Source organism: Streptomyces sp. NBC_01092, from assembly GCF_045039535.1.
In the GTDB taxonomy this organism is placed as follows: domain Bacteria; phylum Actinomycetota; class Actinomycetes; order Streptomycetales; family Streptomycetaceae; genus Streptomyces.
The window spans coordinates 7,704,767-7,726,211 of record NZ_CP108659.1 but is presented as its reverse complement, the minus strand read 5'-3'; the positions used below and the strand labels follow the sequence as shown (position 1 = coordinate 7,726,211).

General features: G+C 69.0%; 21 protein-coding genes. 12 read left to right on the top strand and 9 right to left on the bottom strand.

Features of this window, described 5'->3' with window-relative positions:
- Positions 1-126: 126 nt before the first annotated feature.
- The 5 genes from OG254_RS35185 to OG254_RS35165 all read left to right on the top strand — a co-directional run bounded on the left by OG254_RS35185 (position 127) and on the right by OG254_RS35165 (position 4,759).
- Positions 127-510: a hypothetical protein gene (locus OG254_RS35185; RefSeq protein WP_405589928.1), complete on the top strand. Its 384-nt coding sequence runs from the start codon at positions 127-129 to the stop codon at positions 508-510.
- An 84-nt stretch (positions 511-594) separates the two neighbouring features.
- The gene (locus OG254_RS35180) at positions 595-912 is read left to right on the top strand and encodes a DUF397 domain-containing protein (protein WP_405589925.1); all 318 of its coding nucleotides are present in this window, start codon (positions 595-597) and stop codon (positions 910-912) included.
- Positions 913-1,035: 123 nt separating this feature from the next.
- The gene (locus OG254_RS35175; protein ID WP_405589922.1) at positions 1,036-2,988 is read left to right on the top strand and encodes an ATP-binding protein; all 1,953 of its coding nucleotides are present in this window, start codon (positions 1,036-1,038) and stop codon (positions 2,986-2,988) included.
- A gap of 93 nt (positions 2,989-3,081) precedes the next feature.
- Positions 3,082-4,413, top strand: a complete 1,332-nt coding sequence (locus OG254_RS35170; protein WP_405589919.1) for an SUKH-4 family immunity protein — start codon at positions 3,082-3,084, stop codon at positions 4,411-4,413.
- Between the two features lie 40 nt (positions 4,414-4,453).
- On the top strand, positions 4,454-4,759 hold the full coding sequence (locus tag OG254_RS35165; RefSeq protein ID WP_405589916.1) for a hypothetical protein: 306 nt from the start codon (positions 4,454-4,456) through the stop codon (positions 4,757-4,759).
- A 1-nt stretch (position 4,760) separates the two neighbouring features.
- Here the strand turns inward: OG254_RS35165 and OG254_RS35160 are convergent, their stop codons facing one another.
- Complete coding sequence (locus tag OG254_RS35160) at positions 4,761-5,189, bottom strand: hypothetical protein (protein WP_405589913.1); 429 nt, start codon at positions 5,187-5,189, stop codon at positions 4,761-4,763.
- A 110-nt stretch (positions 5,190-5,299) separates the two neighbouring features.
- Here OG254_RS35160 and OG254_RS35155 point away from each other — a divergent pair, with 110 nt between their 5' ends.
- Together OG254_RS35155 and OG254_RS35150 are read left to right on the top strand one after the other, a co-directional pair.
- Entirely contained in the window at positions 5,300-5,956 is a 657-nt protein-coding gene (locus tag OG254_RS35155; RefSeq protein ID WP_405589910.1) for a hypothetical protein, read from the top strand.
- 94 nt (positions 5,957-6,050) lie between these two features.
- On the top strand, positions 6,051-6,578 hold the full coding sequence (locus OG254_RS35150; protein ID WP_405589907.1) for a hypothetical protein: 528 nt from the start codon (positions 6,051-6,053) through the stop codon (positions 6,576-6,578).
- Between the two features lie 36 nt (positions 6,579-6,614).
- Here OG254_RS35150 and OG254_RS35145 read toward each other — a convergent pair whose 3' ends face one another.
- Positions 6,615-7,010 (bottom strand): hypothetical protein, encoded by a 396-nt coding sequence (locus tag OG254_RS35145; protein ID WP_405589905.1) that lies wholly within the window; start codon positions 7,008-7,010, stop codon positions 6,615-6,617.
- A 108-nt stretch (positions 7,011-7,118) separates the two neighbouring features.
- Here OG254_RS35145 and OG254_RS35140 point away from each other — a divergent pair, with 108 nt between their 5' ends.
- Complete coding sequence (locus tag OG254_RS35140; RefSeq protein WP_405589902.1) at positions 7,119-7,703, top strand: hypothetical protein; 585 nt, start codon at positions 7,119-7,121, stop codon at positions 7,701-7,703.
- Between the two features lie 495 nt (positions 7,704-8,198).
- Here the strand turns inward: OG254_RS35140 and OG254_RS35135 are convergent, their stop codons facing one another.
- Together OG254_RS35135 and OG254_RS35130 are read right to left on the bottom strand one after the other, a co-directional pair.
- On the bottom strand, positions 8,199-8,453 hold the full coding sequence (locus tag OG254_RS35135) for a hypothetical protein (protein ID WP_405589900.1): 255 nt from the start codon (positions 8,451-8,453) through the stop codon (positions 8,199-8,201).
- A gap of 39 nt (positions 8,454-8,492) precedes the next feature.
- Positions 8,493-10,052: a hypothetical protein gene (locus OG254_RS35130; RefSeq protein WP_405589897.1), complete on the bottom strand. Its 1,560-nt coding sequence runs from the start codon at positions 10,050-10,052 to the stop codon at positions 8,493-8,495.
- A gap of 223 nt (positions 10,053-10,275) precedes the next feature.
- Here OG254_RS35130 and OG254_RS35125 point away from each other — a divergent pair, with 223 nt between their 5' ends.
- The 3 genes from OG254_RS35125 to OG254_RS35115 all read left to right on the top strand — a co-directional run bounded on the left by OG254_RS35125 (position 10,276) and on the right by OG254_RS35115 (position 16,754).
- Complete coding sequence (locus tag OG254_RS35125) at positions 10,276-12,261, top strand: toxin glutamine deamidase domain-containing protein (protein WP_405589894.1); 1,986 nt, start codon at positions 10,276-10,278, stop codon at positions 12,259-12,261.
- Between the two features lie 80 nt (positions 12,262-12,341).
- A complete protein-coding gene (locus tag OG254_RS35120; RefSeq protein ID WP_405589891.1) occupies positions 12,342-14,501 on the top strand; it encodes an SUKH-4 family immunity protein in 2,160 nt (719 codons plus the stop codon).
- Positions 14,502-14,597: 96 nt separating this feature from the next.
- On the top strand, positions 14,598-16,754 hold the full coding sequence (locus OG254_RS35115) for an SUKH-4 family immunity protein (RefSeq protein ID WP_405589888.1): 2,157 nt from the start codon (positions 14,598-14,600) through the stop codon (positions 16,752-16,754).
- Positions 16,755-17,213: 459 nt separating this feature from the next.
- On the opposite strand, the gene OG254_RS35110 is transcribed toward OG254_RS35115, so the two are convergent.
- Positions 17,214-17,807, bottom strand: coding sequence for a hypothetical protein (locus tag OG254_RS35110; RefSeq protein WP_405589885.1), 594 nt, complete (start codon positions 17,805-17,807; stop codon positions 17,214-17,216).
- 459 nt (positions 17,808-18,266) lie between these two features.
- Between OG254_RS35110 and OG254_RS35105 the strand changes: the two genes are divergently transcribed.
- A complete protein-coding gene (locus OG254_RS35105) occupies positions 18,267-18,791 on the top strand; it encodes a hypothetical protein (protein WP_405589882.1) in 525 nt (174 codons plus the stop codon).
- A gap of 93 nt (positions 18,792-18,884) precedes the next feature.
- Here OG254_RS35105 and OG254_RS35100 read toward each other — a convergent pair whose 3' ends face one another.
- The 4 genes from OG254_RS35100 to OG254_RS35085 form a co-directional block, all read right to left on the bottom strand.
- Positions 18,885-19,286 (bottom strand): hypothetical protein, encoded by a 402-nt coding sequence (locus OG254_RS35100; protein WP_405589879.1) that lies wholly within the window; start codon positions 19,284-19,286, stop codon positions 18,885-18,887.
- A 51-nt stretch (positions 19,287-19,337) separates the two neighbouring features.
- Positions 19,338-19,622, bottom strand: a complete 285-nt coding sequence (locus OG254_RS35095; protein ID WP_405589876.1) for a hypothetical protein — start codon at positions 19,620-19,622, stop codon at positions 19,338-19,340.
- Positions 19,623-19,644: 22 nt separating this feature from the next.
- Positions 19,645-20,775 (bottom strand): hypothetical protein, encoded by a 1,131-nt coding sequence (locus OG254_RS35090; protein ID WP_405589874.1) that lies wholly within the window; start codon positions 20,773-20,775, stop codon positions 19,645-19,647.
- Between the two features lie 99 nt (positions 20,776-20,874).
- Positions 20,875-21,288 carry a hypothetical protein gene (locus tag OG254_RS35085; RefSeq protein ID WP_405589871.1) on the bottom strand — a complete coding sequence of 138 codons (414 nt, stop codon included), beginning with the start codon at positions 21,286-21,288 and terminating at the stop codon, positions 20,875-20,877.
- Positions 21,289-21,445 lie beyond the last annotated feature (157 nt).

The following is a 21,445-nucleotide window of genomic DNA, read 5'->3' as shown; positions in this document are numbered from 1 at the left end:
CGGCACCCGGGTGGGTGCCGCCCCTTCGCGTTGCCCGTGGGGTGTGGGCCGTGTCAGAGGCCGACGCTAAAGTGGCGTTGCGACAGAAAAGACGAGCCACGGGGGGCAGTTGTGCCGTCGGACTACATGGATTCCGATCCCAAGGTCCTCAAGACCGAGGGCTTCCACATGTTCAACGTGGGAGTGGAGTTCGCCAAGGCCGCGACCAAGCTGAAGACCGAACTGACCGGCCTCGAAAAGGGTGACACCCCGCCGTGGGGTGACGACGACATCGGCGAGAAGTTCGGCGTCGTCTACGAGGGCCTGCGCGACGGCATGTACGAATCGATGGCCAGCCTCGCGGAGCGCATAGCCGGGATGGGCGTCGCCTTCACCAAGATGGGCGTGGCGCACGAGCTGAACGAGGCCGAGCAGGACGCCATCTGGAAGGAGACGACGGCCCAGTACGACGGCCAGGTCGAGGTGCCGTCCGGGGTCGCGCACGCCAGGTTGCGGCCGCACGACCTCTGATCCGCGACGGGCATGTGCGGCGCGACCGACGCCAGTAGGGTGAGTCGCGTATGTCGTTCGCACGTCAGGAAGAGGCCCCGCAGCATGACCGAGGCACGGGACAACAAGGTCGAGACTCAGGCCGAAGACGTCAAGGCGCGCAAGGAGCGGGAGCGGGACGAGCTCTACGCCCTCGACATCTCCGGTGTCGAGTGGCAGTGCGCGCCCGGCACCGAGGAGCACGAGGAGCGGGTCGAGATCGCGTACCTGCCCGAGGGCGCGGTGGCCATGCGGTCGTCCCTCGATCCCGACACCGTGCTGCGGTACACCGAGGCGGAGTGGCGGGCGTTCGTACTCGGGGCGCGGGACGGCGAGTTCGATCTGGATCCGGCGCCGCACAGCGGTGGGGTGGCGGCCGAGTAGGCCGTTTTCCGGGGTACGTCGGCGGCGTTCGCGGCCGGCCGACCGCTCGCCCGTGGAACCGGCGCGGCGCCTAAGATCAGGGTCGTACGAGTATGCGTCCGCGATGGCGGAGGACGGGGACCCATGACCGGCTCGACCGAGGACTACGCACCGCACCCCCACATAGGCGGCCGGACCGCCGCACTGCGCGCGCTCACCGCATGGCGTGGTGCCGCGCCCGGCGCCGCGCGCGTGGTCGTGGTCACCGGCGGTTCCGGCAGGGGGCGTTCGCGGCTGCTCACCGGTTTCCTGATGCTGTGCGAGCCGGAGTACCGCAAGCGGCTGCCCCTGGACGAGATGGATCCGTCGACGGTGCCGCCGGAGCTGCCGACCCCGGCCGTACCCGCCCCCGACGGGCTGACCGCGGCCCAGGTCCTGTGGCTGCTCGCCGACCACTACGAGCTGAACGCCACCAGTGTCGAGGCCGTGTATGCCGAGCTGGCCGCACTCGACGAGCCGGTGACCGTCGTCGTACCGGACGTCGACCGTGCCGGTGCGGTACGGACGGCGGGCGAACCCGCACGGCTGGTACGGGAGGTGCTCTCCCCCCTGGCCGCCACGGAGACGGTCCGTCTGCTGGCCGAGGTGCCGCGTCCGCTGGCCGCCGAGCTGGCCCTGGGTCTCCCGGCTGGCAGCGTGCAGATCATCGATCTCGACGAGCCGGAGTGGGCCGACCCCGAGGGCTTGGTACGGCATGCCCAGGCAGCGCTGAACCCGGAGTTCGGAGCACCCGAGCTGCCCTTCACGGTGGATCCCGCCGCCCGCCTCGCCCTGGGAGCGGCGATCGGCCGCCGGGCCGGGACCAGTCCGCTGGTCGTCCAACTCGCCGTGAACTGCATCCTGATGGCTCCCGAGGGATTCGACCCGGCCGACGAGAGGTTCCTGCCGACGTCCGTCGGTGAGGCCCTGGATCTGCACGCCAGGCGGCTCGGCACCGACTCTCAGACGCTGCGGCTGATGCTGGCACCGCTTGCTCTGGCCGAGGCCGACGGCATACCGGTCCACCTGTGGGCACGGCTGGCGAGTGCGGTCGCCGGGCAGGACATGAGCCAGGCCATCGCGGGCGGGTTGCTGCTCGCCGGGCCCTTCGTGCAGCCCGAGGAACAGGACGCGGACCCGGCAGAGGGCGAGCAGGGGGAGGGCGGGCGTACGCTCCTGCGGCTGCTGCACCCGGCCATCGGTGACGAAATCCGCGCCGGTCTGCCGAGCGTCGCCGCCGCTCAGACCCAGATCGCGATGGCCCTGCTGGAGGCCGTGCCGGAGCAGGACTGGAGCAAGGCCGACCCCTATGTGCGCGATCACATCGCCGGCCACACCCTGGAAGCCGGGCTGCTGCCCCAACTTCTCACGGATCCGGCACTGTTCGTCCACGCCGACCCGGTGCCCCTGCGCGCCGCCATCGAGGCCGTACCCCCTGAGGAACTGGGCGCACCGGCCCGTACGTACCTGCGTACGGCGCCCCTGCTGACCCGCACCCAGGCGCCGACCATGCTGCGTGCCGCCCTGCTGGAGACCGCGTTCGTCGAGGACGGTCTGCCCGAGTACGCCGAGGCGATTCACCAGCGATTCGGCCTGGAACTGCCCTGGCAGACCCTGTGGAGCCTGCCCGTCCCCGGCATCAGCGCCGTGACCGTCGGCAGCCTGCCCCGCCCCGACGGACCTGCCACGCCGATCGCCGTCATGGTCGTACCCGCGGGCACACCCGGTGCACGGCCGGTCGGTGCGCCCGGCGAGGAGTCCGGTGCCGCGGTGCTCGTCCATGGCCTCGTACAGCCTGCCGCCCTCGGCGACGTCGATCCCGAGCAGATTCTTCGTCCCTCGGAGGAGGAACGTGCCGCCGCCCCGCTGGGCCTGAGCCGCGGCGCCGACTACCTGCGTGTCTGGGAGCGGGCGGATCAGGAGGTCGTGGCCGCGCTGATCTCCGACACACCCTTCACCGCCGCCGACCTGTCCCCCGACGGCATCCTCCTCCTTGCCACCGAGCGCGGGGCAAAGGCCCTCCGCATTCGTGGGGCGGGCGCGGGGATAGCCTCGTAGGCACGTGTACGACAGCCTTGTGAATGCCTGGACCGCAGGTCCGCCCCTCTTTCCACTCTCCTCCCCGACCGACCCCTTCGAAGGAGCCTCCCCGTGACCAGCCAGGAGCAGGCGCTCGCCATCGCCGACCGTTGGCTCAATCCGGAAGGCTCCACGGAGCCGCGCCGCGAGGTCCGGACGCAGGAGTTCGACCTGGGCTGGGTCGTGTGGGCGGCGCCCTCGGAGCCCGAGCGTGACCCGGAGACCGGGGAGCGGCGGCCGCCTGCCGAGATCGGCAACGCGTGCGGGGTCGTGGACCGCAGCAGCGGCGAGCTGACCGTCTGGCCGTCGGTGCCGGTCGACGAGGTCGTCCGGATGTACCGGCAGAAGCACGGCGGCGCGGGACAGGGCGCGGGCCCGTCCGAAGGCGGCGCCCGTCCCATCACCGGTCCCGGCAACACCGCCGTCTTCACGTACGCGGACCCGGCGAACGGCGAGGAGACCACCCTCTTCCGCACCTCCGCCCCGGGCCTGCCCCCCGCCGAGTACCAGGCGTGGGCGGACCTGCGGCGGATGAACGTACCCGCCGAGAACGTCGTGGCCGTCCACACCGACCTGCGTCCCAGCCTGCTCCCCGGCGGCTACACGGCCGAGCTCCTCAACACCTTCCGCAACGCCCAGCTCTCCTGCTCACAGTCCTACGGGGCCCGTCCCGAGGCGCGTGCGGAGGGCATCGCGGCGCTGGTCGAGCAGGTCGACACGATGCACCGGATCGCCGGCCGGCAGCCGCCGCCCCGCCCGCACCGCCTGCCAGTTCCCGCGCAGGTGACGCCCGCGGAGCCGATGCGTGACGTGGCCCTGGGCCGCCATCTCGTCGAGGTTTTCGGCCAGGACGGCGTACGTCGTTACGACGCCGACGACCTCACCGAGGTCCCGCTGCCCGAGGCCACCAAGGCGACACTCACCTGGGCAGGGCTCCCGGCCGACCTCCCGCTCTTCTTCACCGCCGACAGGCCCGACGCGCCTTCGGCCGGTGGCCTGTTCACCGACGTCGCCACGAATCTGCGCGAGCGCCGCAGCCCGGCCGGCGAGGAGAAGATCGGCGCCCTGTCGTACCTGGTCCGGATCGGCTTCGACGGTGTCGCGGTCATCGCGGTGCAGTGCCGGCCGGGGACGGGACAGCCGGACGGCCTCGGCGCGCTGTGGGCCGTGGACCCGGTGACCGCGACCGCCCGCTACGTCAACATCTCGGCCGCCGCATTCGCGCGCTCCCTCAGCCTGCTCGCCACCGCACGGCAGCGGCTGCAGGGCCTGGACCCGGTCGCGGCCGGTGCGGAAGTGGCCGCGCTGCAGGAGCAGTTGGCGGCCGTGGACGCGTCCGCGCTGGGCAACCCGGACACCTGGTGGTCGCTGATCGTCGAGCAGATGTGGCACGGGTTGTTCTGACCGGCCGCCGCCCGGCCCCCTACGACCAGGAGAGAGACCCGTGGCTTCGGACTACCCGGCACCGCCCACCACCTCCGAGCAGGCCCTCGCCATCGTGCGCAGCCGCTATGCGCAGCCCAAGCTGCCGGATGGCACTCCGGCCGAGCTGCGCGTGGCGGAGTTCGACATCGGATACCTGGTGTACGCGGTGTTCCCGCCGGTCACGGACGCCGCCGGGCGGCCTCAGCCCACTCCGCCCGGCGGCAGCAAGATCGTGGTCGCCAAGGACACCGGCGAGACCGTCACCGTCCCCAACTTCCCGACGGAGGCGGCCATCGCGCTGTACCGGAGGCAGCGTCAGTCGTGACTCAGTACAGCGAGAACCCTCCACTGTGGCGCCCCTGGTTCTTCTTTCCGGACTGCCCGGACTGACCCTCCGAGCCCGTCGGCCCGGCGGACCCCGAAGTGGGGCCACCGCTCGTCGGCGCCTCCCCGTGCCTGATCCGGTCGCGCTCCTCTTCGGGCAGCGACTCCCACTGCCCCCGCAAGGACGCCATGCCGCCGCCCAGCGCGCGGGCCACCGCGGGGTCGTCCAGGGCGTCGCGCAGCGCAAGGCGGCCGGAGAGCAGCCTCTTGGCCGCCTCCTGCATCTCCTTGCCGGCGCCTTCGGTTTCGGACAGCTTGCGCAGGGCGGAGTTCAGGGAACGGATCTGGTCCGGTTCGAGTGCCTCGTCGAGCACACCGCGTTCCTGCGAAGAGTCGTGCGGGTCTGGTGAGTTCTCGGGTTTCCTGGTCATTCGCTTCTCCTCGACTCTCGACACCTGAAGTATCTCCCGTCACACACGGGTGCCATGCTGGGCCCCTCTGGGCGAAGTGGTGAAGGACCGAGGAGAGGGACCGCATCGTCATGGCTCGGACGCAAGGCACAGCAAGCGGCGCAGGCGTCGACCATTCCCTCACCGGCCTCGTCGGTGGAGCCTTCGGGCGCCTGGGGCGTGCGGGCGGCCTGGTCTTTCTGATCGCGGGGCTGACCGTGAGCGGATTCGGTGCGTACGAGGGGGTGTACGCGGCGGGTTGGGCGGGCACGCGCGGCACGCTGACGGTGCAGCAGTGCGAGGTGAGCTACCCGAGCAACGCCTCCCGCAGCAGCCGTAAGAACCGCCGGCCCGTCCGCTGCGAGGGCACCTTCGTCTCCGAGAACGGCAAGAGCACGGACGCCGGCGCCGCGGTGCAGGTAAGGCAACGGTATCCGCGGGGCGCCGAGTTGGCGGTGCAGCAGACCGATGCGCCGACGGCGGAGGGCGCGATGGATGCCGAGTACGTACAGACCGGCATGGACCGGGCATGGCGCTGGTTCGGCGCGTTCTTCGGTGGCTGGGTCCTCACAGGCCTCGGTGTGTTCTGCCTCGCGACGGGGTTCGCGCCGTTCGGCCGGAGCCGTATCTCGTTCGACGCGGCGTGGGAGGCGGCGGGGCGGGGAGTGACGCGGTCGGTCGTGATCGGGACGATCGGGGTGGGGCTCGTCGGCGCCGCGGTGTCGTTCCTGGTCAGTTACTTCTTCTGACCGGTTCTGCTTCTTCTGACGGGTTCTAGTAGCGTGCGCCTGTCAACTTTCCGTTGATGTCCATCCGTTCAGCCGACCACGGGGTCTCACAGGCATGTCCACGCCTCCACCGCAGTACCAGAACCAACCGCCGTACGGGCAGCCGCAGCAGCCGTACGGATACCCGCAGCAACCTCAGCAGCCTCAGGCCCCGTACGGATATCCGCAGCAGCCGCAGCCTCCCGGCGGGCCGCAGCGACCGCAGGGACCGCAGCCGGGAGGTCTGTTGCGGGTGGTGAAGTCCGCCGTCATCGTCATCGCGGTGTTCGGCGCCCTTGGCTACTGGGTCTGGGACTACAACACCAGCCCCACCGGCGGCAAGGCGAAGGCGGAGGCTTCGGCGTCCGCGGCGGCCGAGGAGGCCAAGACGCACGACCCGGAGATCGGCGACTGCGTCAAGGTCGCGGACCCGCAGGGCAAGCCGCTGCCGACGGTCGTCGACTGTGGCTCGCCCGAGGCCGAGTACAAGACGGGTGCCCTGCTGCCCGGCCAGGACCAGGAATGCTCGTCGACGTACGACTACGGCATCCAGTACCGCAACAGCCGGGGCTTCGACTACACGTTGTGCTTCACCAAGGTCTGATCAGGCCTGCGGCTCGCTGACCAGAACTCGAGAGAGTCAGGGCAGCGCATCCGCCAGCGACGCGCCCGCCGCCGCGAGAATGATCGCCATCATGGCCCAGCGGGTGCGGGCGCGTCGCGCCAACTCCACGCTGAGACCGGCAAAAGCGAGGCTCAGGCCGTACACCACGGTCCCCACACCGGCCTGGGTACCGCTTTTGAGCTGCCCCACGATCACGATGAGGCAGACCAGCGCCACCAACGCCCCGGCGCCCATGAGCCCGCCGCGAGCGCTCCGCGCCTGCTGCGACCGCTGTCTCGCGAACCCCGGATCCGATTGCCTTTGGAAACTCGCCCGGAATTCGTCCACGCCGGGCGGGACCGGCTCGCCCTCGCCGCCTCGCACCTGCGTCTGTAGCTGTTCCCCGCCGAGTTCCCGGCCGTGCGTCGTCATGGGGAGGCAGCCTAGGTCAATTCGCTAAGCTCACGCACCATGTTGCCTTCGCACACTCCCTCCCCCGCCCCGGACGCCTTGGTCATACGTACCGGCCGTCGCGGCGCCATGACCGGGCTCCCCTGCTCCGTCCTGCTCATCGCGATGGGCGCCGTGGGCGCCTTCGGCGCGGTCCTGGTTGCTACCGGGAACCAGAAGGGAGAGTCCAACCCGGCAGGATTCGTGGGCCTCGGGTTCATGTTGCTGCTCGGTGCGCTCGGCGTGTTCCTCTTCATCGCCAACTGGGCGAACCGCCGGGCCCGGATCCTGGTCGACCCCACGGGCCTGTGGGTCGACAACGGAAAGCTTCGGAACGTCATCCCCTGGCAGAGCCTCGCCGGAGTCGGCCTGTACTGGAGCAGGTTCGGCCGAAGCCAGAAGGTCTACTCCCTGGAACTCTTCCCCGCCGGCCCCATGGACCGGGACGACCCGGTCCTGTGGACCCTCGTCCGCGACGAGGAGCCGTTGCATCCGGACCTGCCCCGCCTGCGCTACCGCCTCCCCTTCCCCGCCCCCTGCCGGCAGGAGTTGGTCTCGGCGGTCCAGAGTTACGTCCCGCACATCTGGCTCGGCGACTCCGAACGCGCCGAGGGCCACGTCGGCCGACCCGACATCAAGGGACACCGACAGCGCACTCAGGGCCGTACGCAGTGACCGGTCGGCCTCGTACCGCGCCGCCCCGGACAACAGCGGCGACCTGGAACGGACTTGTGACAGCAAACCCCTGAAGTCATCGGCAGGTGAGTCCGTAAACTTTGCGGACGGCTGTACTCCTGTGTGATTTCCCTTGGCTGGTGAGGGAGCTGTACGGCCGTGTTGTCTGACGGGGGTGCTTTCTGCTGTGGCGATGATGTTGCCGGACGAGCTCGAGTGGGTTCTCCAGATGCTGGGCTACCGGTGGCCGACGGCGAACGAGGACAAGCTCAGAGACTGCGCCACCGTGTGGCGGGAGTTCGGCGAGAAGGTCAACGAGCTCCACACCACGGCGAACAGCAGCGCGCGCCAGGTCACTGCCCACAACGCCGGTGAATCGATCGACAAGTTCACCAAGGCCTACGAGAAGTTCGACGGCGGAGGCGGCAACGACGGCTACCTCCGCAGCGCCGCCGAGGCCGCCTTCCTCATCGCGAATGTGCTGGAGGCCTGCGCCTACCTCGTCGAGTTCGCCAAGTGGGCGGTGATCGCCCAGCTGATCGCCCTGGCGATCGAGATCGTCGCCGCCCATGCCGCCGCGCCCTTCACCTTCGGCCTGTCCGAGGTCGCCGGCCTCGGCGCCATGCAGGTCACCCGCCTGATCGTCCGACGCCTCCTCGACGAGCTCAAGAAGGCCATGATCGAGGCGATCGTGGAGACGTTGAAGGAACCCGCGATCTCGGCGATCGAGGCGATCATCACCGACCTCATCCGGCAGACCGTGAACGTCGGCTTCGGCGCCCAGGAAGGCTACGACGTCGGAGCCACCCTCAAGGCCGGCGGCACCGCAGGCCTTGATGCCCTCAGGCAGAGCCCGCAGACCTTCGCCGAAGGCGTGCGCGACAGCCTGGGCCAGAAGGCCGGAAGCCGGGCCCGGAACGCTATCGACAGCCGAATCGACGGATACGACGGGGCGTCGGAGTCGGGGTTGCCCGGGAGTGACACTGGCAGTGACTCCGGCAGTGACTCCGGGGCGGGGAGTTCCAGTTCTTCATCCTCGGATTCTTCATCCTCGGACTCCTCTTCCTCGGGTTCTTCTTCCTCGGACTCCTCTTCCTCCAACTCATCGTCCTCCGACTCGAATGCGTCGGGATCGGACTCCTCCACCTCGACGCGTACGGGCGACGGCAACATCCCCGGCACGAACATAGGCAGCGGCATCTCCGCCGACACCGGCGGCAACGACATCGGCGCACCCAACATCGGTGCGGGCCCCGGCTCCGACTCCGGGTCGGGTTCCGATTCCGGGAACCCGTCCTCCTCGGACACCCCGTACTCAAGGCCGACGCCGTCTTCAGGGCCGTCCCTGTCGGACTTCGACGACCCCTCCTCCGGCGGTCCCGCGTCCAACGGCTCCGACTCCAACGGTTCGTCCAGCACTCCGAGCACGTCCGGCCCTTCGCACTCCGGCGCCGGCTCTCCCGTGTCCGGCCTGTCGTCCCCGAGCGTCCAGTCCGCGCCCACGCCCACATCGTCCGGCGGAACGTCGTCCTCGCCAGGGGGCGGCTCGATCGGCACCAATATCGACAGCCTGGCCGCCACCGCCCCCACGCAGTCCAACGCGGCACCGACGTCCACGGCCGACCCGTCTCCCTCCAGTACCGGCGGCCGTTCGGACAGCGGCGGCTCGGCCATGCCGACATCGCCTACGGCGCCTTCCACCGGGGGCGCGGCTCCGGGTGGGCACCAAAGCACGGGCGCCTCCGGCGGCAGTACGTCCGCTACCAGCCCGAATCCCGGCTCGGGCCCGGCGAGGAATCCTTCTGCCGGCACGCCGTCCACCACGGGGACCGGCCCCGCATCCACGCCGAGCGCCACGTCGCCGACAACGCCTCGGAGCACGCCGACACCCACACCGGACGGCCGTACACCCGGTACGGCGGATGGGCGTACGTCAAGCACGCCGGACGGTCGAATACCGACCCAGCGCCCCGGGAATGCGACCCCGAGCGACGGCAGCACGCCGCGGAACACTCCGGGTACAACGCCGGGGGACCGCACTCCGCCGCGCAACAACCCGGGGACCACCACGCCGGGTGGCAGCACGACACCCCGCAACACCACGGACTCGTCGGGCGGCACCCGTACTCCCACCCCGAGCCAGAACCCGAGTACGACCACTCCGAACCAGAACACGGCCCAGTCGACTCCCCCCAGGACCGCATCGCCGTCCACCAGCAGTCCGACGACGACGCCCTCTACATCGACCGGCGCCGGATCCGGGCACACGTCGACACCGAGCAGCGGTACACCGAACTCCTCGACACCGGGCAGCGGTACACCGAACTCCTCGACACCGAGCAACAGCACCCCGAACTCGTCGACCCAGCCCGGCCCCGCCGCTCAGGGCACGCCCGGCACCCCGAACCAGCCGAGCGCGGGCCACTCCCCCACCAGGCCACCCCACCAGCCCACGGGCAGCACCCCGAACACCCCGAACCAGCCGGGCTCGCAGCCCACCACCCAGCAGCCCCCGGCGAACACCCCGAACCAACAGCAGCAGCCTCAGGTCGTCCCGGTCCCGGTCCACCACGTGACCCCGACGCCGAACAACCAGCCCCAGCAGTCCACGCCACACACCCCGGACTCCACCCCGCACAACCCCAACCAGCAGGACTCCTCGGACACCCCGAAGCCGAAGGAGACCCCGACCCCGGCCTCCCAGACCCGCAATACCAACCCCCCGGGCGGCGTCACCGACCCCACCCGCGCCGAGCAGGACGCCCTGGAAAACTCGGTCCCCCGAGACGAGAACGGCGACCCCACCCGACCGCCGAACCCGGCGGACGGCCGCTGGGTCGAGCGCATCAACGGCGAAGGGCGGGACGCCCCCGGCCGCAACAACAACTGCGTCGACGTGGCCCTGTCCACGGTGGACACCTACGCGGGCAACCCCACGGCAGCGGCCAGCCGTACGCCGGATCTGGACGCGGACGGCAACCCCTCGGACCGCGGCGAGAAGGGCGGCCGCGACCGCATCGAGAGCACGCTCGGCGCCCGCTTCAACGACATGGGCAACGGGCGCGACGCCTTCAACCGCCTGGAGAACACCCTCCGCAACAGCGGCCACGGCTCACAGGCCGTGATCATCACGCAGGACGCCAACGGACGGGCGCACGCGTGGAACGCCGTCAACCACAACGGCAAGATCACATACATCGACGCGCAGACGGGGCAGCAGAGTTCGAAGCCGCTGCACAGTGGGAACAACGGTGTCTTCGCGATTCCGCTGGACTCGAACCGGCAGCCGGTGACTCCGAACCGGCCCGGTGCCACGGACTCCAACAGCCCTGATGCCAACCGCAGCAACCCTCGATCCACCCCGGAATCGTCTGCCGACACAGCGCGGAGACCAGCTGCCGAACCGGCAGGCCAGCCATCCAACGGCCAGAATGCAGACGACAAGGACCCGAACGACAAGAACAACAAGGACGACAGCGGCGACAAGGACGGCAAGGACAAGAAGGCCGGACTCGAACCACACCCCGACGACTCTCACCCACGTCTGGACCGCGAGTTCGGCGACAAGAAGGAGCAACAGGGCAACCTGGACCCGGACGATTCGCAGCAGCGTGTCCGCCAGACCAATCCTGTTTTCCGCCTGCAGCAGGGCCACGTCGACCAACAGCTGCGGGACTGGGCCCAGAGCGGTCATCTCGCTCATGTGCTGAATGTGGCCGCGGGTTCCGAGTCGGACCCTGATGCCTCGCCGGATCGACCGCGTACCTTCACCTCCGATGGGTTGAACAAGGCCCTGCCCGGATTCGAGTCCCTGAACCGGGGCGAGAAAATGCTGGTCATCTCCACATTGGCTCGTCTCAGCCAATCGGCTCACGAGCAGTACGGCGTGAACAGCAACCCGATGGACAACGGCAAGGAGTCCGAAGGCGCCGCCAAGCACAAGACCCCCGGCGAGCGCGTCAGAAAGTTGATGACGAAGCTCGGGGTTCCGGAGACCCACACACCGGACCTGACTCAACGAAACTTCGCAGTAGTCGAGTTGCAGCGGGACGACGGCACCATCGAGTACGTAACGGACTCGTCGTTCCCAAGCCGGTCAGGGGTTACCGGTCTGCATTCGGAAAGACACATCGCCGACTGGATCGACGACGTCAACAAGGCCAATGAGGGCACAGGGCGCAACTACACGATCTCCGCTCTGTACACCGAACGCGAGCCGTGTGGCGACAAGAAGGGCGGACTCGGGAGTTCCAACTGCTCAAATCTGCTGGGTGAGCGTCTGGCCGGTGCGCCTGTGTACTACAGCACCACATATCGGGCCGACCCAGCGGATCAGCAGCGATCTGAACTCACCAGGGAACTCCAGAAGCAACGCCGGGCAGAACTCGGGTTGGACCCAAGAGCCGCTCTTCCCGATGACGAAAAGAAAAAGATCACGGCTCAGGTCAAGAAGCAATTCCCGGTTACCGCCAATGAGAAGGCCCGCGATCGAGAGATGGTCAGACATGTCAGGAAGGTCGAAGCCCTCTGGAAGGGGATCGCGACGCAGCTAAAGTAGCCCCCTAGCCCGTCCCTGTGTGAACTCACCGAAAGTCAGCAGATTCAGCGATGAGCCGTCAGACACCCACCCCTTCACCCGTGTCACCCGAACAAGCCCTGGCAGAGCTCCTGGAGTGGTCGGACAGTGGGACCCGGCGAGTGGCCGAGCTGACCGGCCCTCCTGGGTCCGGACGGACAGAGACACTGCTGCGGCTGAGTGAGGCCCGCAGCGAGGCGGTGCTCGTGGATGCCACCGGGCTGACCTGTGAGGACCTCATCGATCGGGTCATGAGGGCTGCTGGGTTCACCGCTCTGCCGGAGAAGCGGGCGGACTGGGGATTCGAGCTTGAAGACTCCCCGCTCGGTGGCGGGCTGGTCATCATCGTCAATGCCCACCGTGCGGGCCGTACTCGGCGCTCCACGGAGCCTGAGCGCATGGTGCACCACTTCACCGGTGAACTGGCCGTGGGCGGCGGTCTCAAGGTGGTGATCGAACGGGACGTGCCGGATGTCCGGTTGGCACACGATCACTTGGTCGTGGCACTGCAACCGAGCAGTTCCGAAGAGGCTGTGGAGCACCTGTCCGACGGCACGGACACCGAAGCGTTGCGTGCACTCGCACTGGCCGAGGTCCGTCGTGCTCCCTTGCCTGTGTGGACCGCCCTCGCCCAGGCGCTGGGGTCCCAGGTGGGCCGGTCTCCGGATGTCGCCGCAACGCTGGCGGCTTCTGGCGAGCTGCTGGAGGTGGAGGGCGACGGCTGGGTCCGCTTCCGTGACGAGCGGCACGCCGAGACGCTGCGTCTGACCACCGATGCCGAGATCGTACGAGCCGTGAATGTGGAGCTGGTCGCCTGGCTGCGCGATCAGCCCGCGGCAGCGCCGACCGGCCAGTACCTGACACAAGGACTGGCGATGCATGCCGTGCAGGCCGGCGAGTTCGACTCCGTTCAGCGCTCCGGCCGGCTCGTTGCCCATATCGATCAAGTCGCCCTGATCGACGCGGCCCACGCCGACGGCTCGTTTGTCGTGAACGGTTCGTCCCCGGCCGGGGACGCGGTCAACTTGTGGATGTGCGGCGTCGATTCCCTGTCCCAGGGTGAATGGGCATCGTGGCTGCACCTGATGAGTACGGTGCGTGGCGATACGGAGACCGCCGCCCAGATCGCCTCGTCCGGCCCGCCGCTGCCGTGGCAGGTGCGCTGGGCCCATTGGCGGCCGCCGGGTGCCCTGAACGCCGCGTACGTTCGGCCCGGTCCACTGGGAGACCCGGTCATCGCCCCCGAGGACTATCTCCCTGGCCGGCACGCCGTTTCCGCTCCGGGGGAATGGGACGAGCGATACCGAGTCTGGGACGCCGAGACCGGCGAGGAGCTGGCCGGCCCCTGGCCGGAGGCGATGCCGGCACCGGGGCGGCGCGAGCCCCTCTGGCTCACCGACTTGGAACGCAACGTCACACCCGACTGGGACGATCTGACCGTGTTCGACACCCTGGAACCACCTTTCGTGTCGGATCAGGTGAGGGTCGGCGACCTCCTGGTCGTGACGGGGCTCGGCGGCATTTTCGCGGTCGAGCTCCACGACCCCGCCGTAAGTCCGCGCCTCAGCAAGGTGCACGGGGAGCCGCTCTTCGACGACTCCGGTTTCCTCCCCGCGCTGCACCGCGGGACAGCACGACGCCGAGGCTCGTACGACCCCGACCTTTTCGAACCGGGCGTCGTACGTCGCCTGCCCACCGGCCTGCTGCCCGAGGGGGTGACGGACGCCGAGGCACGCCGAATTCTCACGGACGTCGGACTGCCCGCCTTCGAAGGCGCCGCAATCCGGCTCGAGGCTCTGGACGAAGTGGGTCTCTCCCCGCTCGACCCAGGCGACCTGCCGGCAGACGCCGTCCCAGGTGAGTACTACAAGATCGGTACGTGGGGTGCCGGTGACCTGGTCCTGGACGGCGGAACGGGGCAGGTCGTCCTGTTCGGTGCGGACGACTGGAGCAGCGCAGAAGACGACTTCGATGCCTACTTCGACGACGAGCCCGACGACGGCGGAGAGCAGGAAACCGGCGCCGTGTTGATCGCCAGCAGCCTGGCCGCGTTCATCGACCTGCTCCAGCACTACCTTGTGGCCCGGTGCATGCTGGCCGCGGCGGGGAGCCGTACCGAGCGCGTCGCGATCAGAGACGATCTGGAGGACACGCTGCCCGACCTCGACGATGCAGACACAGCCTCCACTTTCTGGACTGCTGCACTGCGAACCACCGACTGACCGATCTCCCCTGACCGACCGATGACCCTGCTCGTACTTACCCCCCGACTCAACGAGGACTGCGCCGCCAAGGAGCACGTAGGAAAGACCTGACGCATGAGTACCACCCCGAACCCGGATGAAGTCACAGCACAACTAGCGCTGAACCGTGCGCTGCGGTGGATCGACCGGCCTCGCGACACCAGCGCCTGGCTGTGGATCGGGGGGCGCGCGGGCAGCGGCAGAACGGCGCTGCTGCGCGAGGTCGTTGCCCGCCACCCGGCCGCGGCCCACGTCGACTGCGTCGGCAAGTCAGCGGAGGAGGTGGCCCGGGAGGTGGCGACAGCCCTTGGCATCGCCGCCCCGGACTCCTTCCGCGACAACTTCGGCACCGTGGCCCGCCGGATCAGCGACGACCCCGTGGTCGTGCTCGCGAACACGCAGTGGGCGGGTCGGCTGCGCACCTCGCGCGAACCGGAGCGTGTGCTCGATCGGGTGGCACGGGCGCTGATCACGTTCCATCCGCGCGGGCTGCGGATGCGCCTGCTGGTCGAAGTCGACGATGCCCCGGGCAGGGCCGACGAGTTGGGCGGACGGCATCTGACCCTGCAGGGGGGCTTCGAGAGTATGCCCCCCTGCGCAGAGCCGGACGAGGATGCCGCCCTGTCGTCCGCCCTTAACGCGCTGGCATTGGCCGAGCACCGTTTCGTCCCCCTGCCCGTGTGGTCCCTGCTCTGCTCCGCCCTCGGCCGGGACATCCCCGAGTCCGGGCTGGAGTCGCTGCTCGACGACCCGGCGGCCGGGGACTGGATCCACCGGACGGACGACGGGACAGGCACTCCCCTCATCTCCTTCAAGCAGGAGGCAGCGGCCCGGCATCTGCGTACGCCGATGCCCACCGAGGAGGCCAGGTCCTGGCACGCACGCGTCGTCACCGCACTGTCGGCCGCAGACGCCCCCGAGGCAACACGCTGGTACGCCAAGCGCGCCCTGGCCGGTCACGCAGCAGCGGCCGGCCGGTTCAACGCGTTCCTCGAGGACACGGCAGCGCTCGCCGGGGTCGGCCACGAGTCGCTCTTCGAAGGGTTCGAGGCCGCGTTTCATGGACTGCCCATCCCGCAAGGGAGTGCCGGGGCCCGTCTCCATTACCTGGCGCGCCGTGGTGTTCGGCCTTCGTCCCAGGGTGAGTGGCTGGCGCTGTTGCACCTGGCCCTGATGCAGGCCGGGCCGACGGAGGAAGCAGCCGCCGATCGGCTCCTGTCGGCGGCCGGCCGCGTGGCCCTGCCCTGGCGGACGCTCTGGGCCGAAGGCATCGGTGCCGGCGTGTTCAGCACGGACGCAGTGGTCAGGCGCCCAATCGTCCAGACGCTCCAGATCGTGCACACCCCGATCGGCGATGTGGTCACAGCCCGCACAGGCCGCGAACACATCGGCACCTGGGACCTGGCAACGGGCACGCCCCGAGCCGAGCCCGTTGAGATCGCGGACACGTCCGATACCACGCAGGCGGATCAGGGGCCCAAAGGGTGGCGCCCCGCCGGAGCCGCCAGCGGCGAAGTGGATCTGCCCCGCATGCCCCAGTACATCCGTGAAGGCGTGCGCTCGGGCCATCACATCGCTCTGGCCACCATGGACGGGGTGTGCGTGGTCGAGATCAACCAGAGCGCCGGACAGGAGGACGCACCAGGCCTCCTCAAGCGTCTGGTGGCCACCGACACGACGCTAGCCCGGGCCGACCTGCCCGCCCAGGCCCTGGCCCCCACCACCGACTGGCTGACGGACATCTTCGGAACCGCGGCGGTCAAACGGTTCCCGCAGGAGACCCTGCCGGCCGCCCTCTCCGGCAGCAGCGCACGCGCGTTCCTCTCCGACGTCGGCTTCCCCTGTGTCACCGGCTTGCTCGAACTCGACACCACCGCCCTTGAGGACATGGGCCTGCACCCGGTTGCCGAGCCGTTCGGCAAACCGGAAGAGACGGAGTCCACGTACTTCTCCCTCGGTGTCTGGCAAGGCGCGCGACTCCTCCTCGACGGCCGCGACGGGCGCGTGCTGCTGGATGGCTGGTCGGGGATCGAGGACGAGCTGGCCGGAAGCAGTCTCGCCCAGTTCGTCGCAATGGTCCGCCTCTACTACTGGTGGCGCGCCTCCGACTGGTCGATCGAGGACACGGAGTCGGACCTGCGCCACTGGCTGAACCTCATCGACCCCCAGGCCTACCAGACACAGGGCTGGCAAAGGGTCTTCGAGGACTACAACTTCGACGACCGGGTCTGACGGACCGGGCCCGGTTACTCGGCGACGCATTCCGCGCGCAACCGGGCGCATCCGGGTCGCTACCCCTACGTCGCCGACCACAAGGACGCGCAGCTCAGCCTCGCCAGGTGGTGCGAGCAGATCGATGGCACCGCCGCCCGGGCCGAGGCCTGGACGCTCATCCTCGAGGGCCACGACTTCGAGGACAGCACCTGGGACTTGGCCTCCTGCGGGACCGAATGGGTCTGACACCTGGCCGGGGGCCGGCAGCCGGAAAGCGCAAGCCCGGTCCCTTCACAGCGAGGTACAGCCCGGAGGCGCCTCACGGTCAGCGGTCAACAGCCGTGCGGGGTCGGCCAGTACGTCGGCCAAGGCGTCGGCCAGTACGCCTCCCAGCTCCTCACTCATACGGCCATCCTGGCACCCACCACTGACAACGGCTCCCGCAGGCCTCACAGCCCTCCGCCTCCGCTGAGGCCACTAAACGAGCACCGAGTTCACCAGGACACACACACCACAGCCCAGCAGGCCGCCGAAAAGCAGGCTGAGGCCGGTGATGAACGTCCCGCGCCGCATGGGGCGGGTCGCGCGGCGGAAGGCGGTGCTCAGCGGGAAAGTCGCCACTCCGAACATGGTGGCGGCGACGCACCACGATTTGACGGCCTCGACGTAGAACGACGCGATGGTGCCGCGGTTGAAATACCCCGTGCCGTCTCCCACCACCTGGACCTCATCGCCCTTGTCCAAGCCCTCACCTGGCTCGAAGTCCTCCACGTCGGAACGGGCCCCGCCATCGTCGGAACGAAAGGTGCCGGAGCACTCCACGTCGTCCCCGATGATGTCCTTGCCGCAACGCTCGATGGTGATCGTCCCCTGCGTGCCGCCCGACACCTTCCTGGGACCTTGCTCGTAGCCCACCGCGACGAGAACCAGGCCGAACAACAGGACGAAAATGCCCAGCAACCCGGCCCCGATACGACTGCCGGCGCCCCGTCTCGCAGCAGCGTGGCCGGTGTCCGGCCCTCCCATTCCGCTCTTCCGCAGGTTCCGCTCGCCGCTCGCGTCCGTCTTCAATGCTGTCCCGTTCCTCTGCGTGGTGCTCGTGCGCCGGCCTGTGGCCCCGGCCTCGGCTCACACCTCGGCCCCGGAGATCTTGGCGAGGTCGGTGCGTACAGGTCAAACCGCTGGGAGACCGCACCTTTCACGCCGCCCGCTCCGACTCCCACGGCCCCCTCCTTGTCTCACTGATAGCTTGCTGTTCCAGTCAGTTCACTCCGTGGGAATTCAATGAGTCAGCCGCCGTTCCAACCGCCACCGCAGCCTTCACAGCCACCGCAGGCTCCCAGCAACCCGTACAACCAGCCTGCTCCGCAGCAGCACCAGCTGCAGCAGCCGGGGTTCGGCCCCCCGCCGCCTCCGGTGCAGCCCCCGATGCAGGCCCCCGGCCAACCGCCGATGCAGGCAGGGCCCCCGCCTGTCCCGGGACAGCCCCCGATACAGCCCGGAATGGCTCCTTTTCCGGGACAGCAGCCGATGTATCAGATGCACCCCGCACCGCCGTTCCAGGCGCCCCCCTTCGGGCAGTTGCCGAACGCGAGCGGTCATCCGGTCGGCGCGGCCTTCCTCGGGTTCTTCGCCTCGGTCATCGTCTCGCTGCTCTACAGCGGTCTCATCCTGGCCACGTACGAGGACCAGTCGATCACGACGGCCAACACCCTCTACCTGGGCCACGCGCTGATCAACGGTGCGGTAGTCGGCTGCCTGGTCGGCCTGGTGGGTCACCGCAACACCGGCGCCCACATCAGCGGGGCCATCATCGCCGCACTCGGCGCCTTCTTCGGCTACACCAATGCCCTCCCGCTCATCATCGCCGATGGGCAATCGCCCGCCGCCATCGGGGACATGATGGAGGCCGACCCCTTCTTCCCTGCCAAGTCGTGGTGGAACAACGAAGTCGAAGGCGGAGTCGACTGGTTCTCCCCGCTCGGCCTCGTGCTCGCCGCAGCCGCTGCGTGGGGCCTCGCTCACCTCATCGGTAGCAGGCGCCGCCAGCCGTGACGTCTCTTCAGATGCCGGTCCGGGCGGCCAGCGCTTGGTGCCCGGTCGGCAGCTGAGCCGAACCCCGGCCGTCAGCCGGCCGCCCGACCCGCCTCAGCGGAAAACGGGGCTGTCGCCGAGACCTGCCAGCGCTGCCGCGATACAGGTGACCATCATCGCCCAGCGCGTGTGACCGATCCGGGCGAGCACAAAACCCCAACCGCCGAGGGCCACACCCACGGCGTACGTGGCAACCCAGACGCCCAGCGCATCGCCCTGAACGAGACGTACGACGATCAGGACCAGACAGACGACGGCGACCAACCCGGCGAACGCCGCGTACATCCCCCGTGCCTGCCGCACGTCGCGCCGCCGTCCCTCCGCGAGCCCCGTTCGGCCCTGAGCCTGGAACTCCGCCCGCAGCTCGTCCGCGCTCGCCCCGGAGGAGAGTGGCCGCAGGCCCGATCCGCCCGCCCCGTTCGACCCGTCCGCCGCGTTACCGCCATGCGTTGTCATGGCAACCGAGCCTATCGGGGACGACCACGCGCAGGCGGCGAGCCGATCACGTCACGAGCCCTCGAGATACGCCAGTCCAAGCATCAACGGCACTGAGGCGAAGGCGAGCCCGAACGCCGTGGCCGACATCCCCGTACGAATTTCCCGCTTGGCGCGGACCCCTAGATAAGCGGCGACGAGCGGGAGGACGGCACTCAGCAGAAAGCTGAATCGCCAGCCACCGTCTCCGATGAGGAAGATCATGAGAGCCCAGCAGGCCGGGACGGACCCGATGCTCAAGTAGCACGAGCGGGTGAGGAATCGCTCCAGATCGTCGGCCCCGCCAAGCAAACCCATCGTTCCTCGATCTCCTTCTCCGCTATACGGCCTGGTGGTCGTAGCTGCTGCTGCCCACTTGGGGAAAACCGTCCGCCGCCGAGAATCCGTTGACGGCCGCGGACATGACCATCCCGAGCGCGCTCAGCGCCATCGCGAACTTGTCGAACGCCTGGGCCGCCTCGGCCCACAGCTGCATGAGCCGGATGGCCTGTGCCGCGGCGAGGGCGAACATGGCCACCGACGCGGCCTGCCCACCGACCGGGATCAGGTTGACGGCCTGCGCCGCGAGCAGATTGACCAGCCAGATGACGAGCAGGTCGCAGAACATCACCAGGAACGACTTGAGGAATTCCGCGAACTGGAACGCCATCTGCGCCGCCTGCGCATAACAGGTCTGCAGGGACTTGAAGGTCTCCTTGATCTCGTCGAGCTTCTTGGCGAACTCGTCGAAATACACGGTGGCCGCGTTCGCGGCGTTGCCGTCCCAGCTCAGACCGACGTTCTGGCTGCCCTTGCGCACATTGGCGGCCACCGCGTCGCAGAACGACGCGAGGTTGCCCCATACGTCGGAGCAGTCGTTGTACTTGTTCCAGTCCCCGAACACCCAGTTCGTCACTTCGGCGAAGGGGTCGAAATCGAAGAGCAGCTTGGACGCCTCCACGGCCATCGCCGAGGGGCTGCCCAGGTCGAGGATGCTGCCCAGCGTCTTCTGCACGGGATTCATCTGGTACTCGTCCGCGTGGCCCGACGCGTACTTGACGATGGGGTTGCTGGGGTCGCCCGGTGGCTTCAGCACATCGACGGCGTCGCTCGCGTCGTTGAAGTCCTGAGGGTCGCCCCCGGAACTCCCGTCCGACACCTTGGAGCCCGGATAGGTCGCGTCGAGCTTGGCCGCCTGGTCGGTGTCGGTCGCCCGGTAGTACTTGGCCGTGCCCGTCAGCTCCTTCTCGGACGCCTCCAGAAGGCCCTTGACCTTGTCCAGGGCCTTCTTGGCCTCGCTGACGTACTGTTCGTGATCACCCGCGACGAGGTCCCAGGCCGCCCCGCCCACCGACGTCTCGATCTGCGCGTGAGTGCCGGTGTAGGAAACCGCCTGCGCACTGCCATCCGCGGCACGGCCCACAAGCTTCGAGAAGCCGTCGATCGCACCCGGTTCTACTCGAAAGTCCACTTTTCCCCCATCGCCTGCATCAGCTCAACGGTCGGCGGTCCGGCCGCCGGGCGCGGCCACGCACCAGGCGTACGACCACTGACCACCAGATACGCCCGCTCAGTACAAGGACCAGCCACGCCCGTCGTGACGCCCCTTCGCACTCGACCGGTCCTCGGAGGCCGCACGCCGCTCTTCGTCGAGCTGCCGCCGCTCCTCCTCGAGCCGGCGCTCCCCGTCCACGGCGAGCGCTTCACGCTCACTGTCGGACATGGAGGCCCACTTCTCGGCGAGCGGAGCCGACCGCTCCACGGCCTCCTCGGCGTAGGCCGACACATTGGCCGCCTCACGCAACCCCATGCGCCCGGAGAGGACCTCCTGGGCCATCTCCTTGAGCGCCGGGCCTCCCAGCCCCGAGGCGAGATGCTCCAGGGACTGCTTCAGGATCTTGGCCTGGGCAGGGTCCTGCTGGGTCATCTCCAGAAACTCGGAGTCGTCTACGCGCTTGTCGGAACTGTTCGCGGCGCTGTCCAAGGGATTACCTCATCGGAGGTTCGGCGGGTGTCGACCGGCGTGAACCTACCAACGCACCTGCGAACGGTTCAACATACGACCATGGCGGGAATCGTGTAGGCCGCTTCAACTCAACGAGGATTGCGACTCATTGGCCTCCGTGAAGCCGCCGACTTGG

Bases quoted from the DNA above. Each gene is read 5' to 3' on its own strand.
- OG254_RS35115 (WP_405589888.1), top strand. From the start codon at position 14,598: ATGAGTACCACCCCGAACCCGGATGAAGTCACAGCACAACTAGCGCTG.
- OG254_RS35105 (WP_405589882.1), top strand. From the start codon at position 18,267: ATGTATCAGATGCACCCCGCACCGCCGTTCCAGGCGCCCCCCTTCGGG.
- OG254_RS35155 (WP_405589910.1), top strand. From the start codon at position 5,300: ATGGCTCGGACGCAAGGCACAGCAAGCGGCGCAGGCGTCGACCATTCC.
- OG254_RS35145 (WP_405589905.1), bottom strand. From the start codon at position 7,010: ATGACGACGCACGGCCGGGAACTCGGCGGGGAACAGCTACAGACGCAG.
- OG254_RS35150 (WP_405589907.1), top strand. From the start codon at position 6,051: ATGTCCACGCCTCCACCGCAGTACCAGAACCAACCGCCGTACGGGCAG.
- OG254_RS35140 (WP_405589902.1), top strand. From the start codon at position 7,119: ATGACCGGGCTCCCCTGCTCCGTCCTGCTCATCGCGATGGGCGCCGTG.
- OG254_RS35160 (WP_405589913.1), bottom strand. From the start codon at position 5,189: ATGACCAGGAAACCCGAGAACTCACCAGACCCGCACGACTCTTCGCAG.
- OG254_RS35135 (WP_405589900.1), bottom strand. From the start codon at position 8,453: ATGAGGTCGGTGATGATCGCCTCGATCGCCGAGATCGCGGGTTCCTTC.
- OG254_RS35185 (WP_405589928.1), top strand. From the start codon at position 127: ATGGATTCCGATCCCAAGGTCCTCAAGACCGAGGGCTTCCACATGTTC.
- OG254_RS35175 (WP_405589922.1), top strand. From the start codon at position 1,036: ATGACCGGCTCGACCGAGGACTACGCACCGCACCCCCACATAGGCGGC.
- OG254_RS35095 (WP_405589876.1), bottom strand. From the start codon at position 19,622: ATGGGTTTGCTTGGCGGGGCCGACGATCTGGAGCGATTCCTCACCCGC.
- OG254_RS35100 (WP_405589879.1), bottom strand. From the start codon at position 19,286: ATGACAACGCATGGCGGTAACGCGGCGGACGGGTCGAACGGGGCGGGC.
- OG254_RS35180 (WP_405589925.1), top strand. From the start codon at position 595: ATGACCGAGGCACGGGACAACAAGGTCGAGACTCAGGCCGAAGACGTC.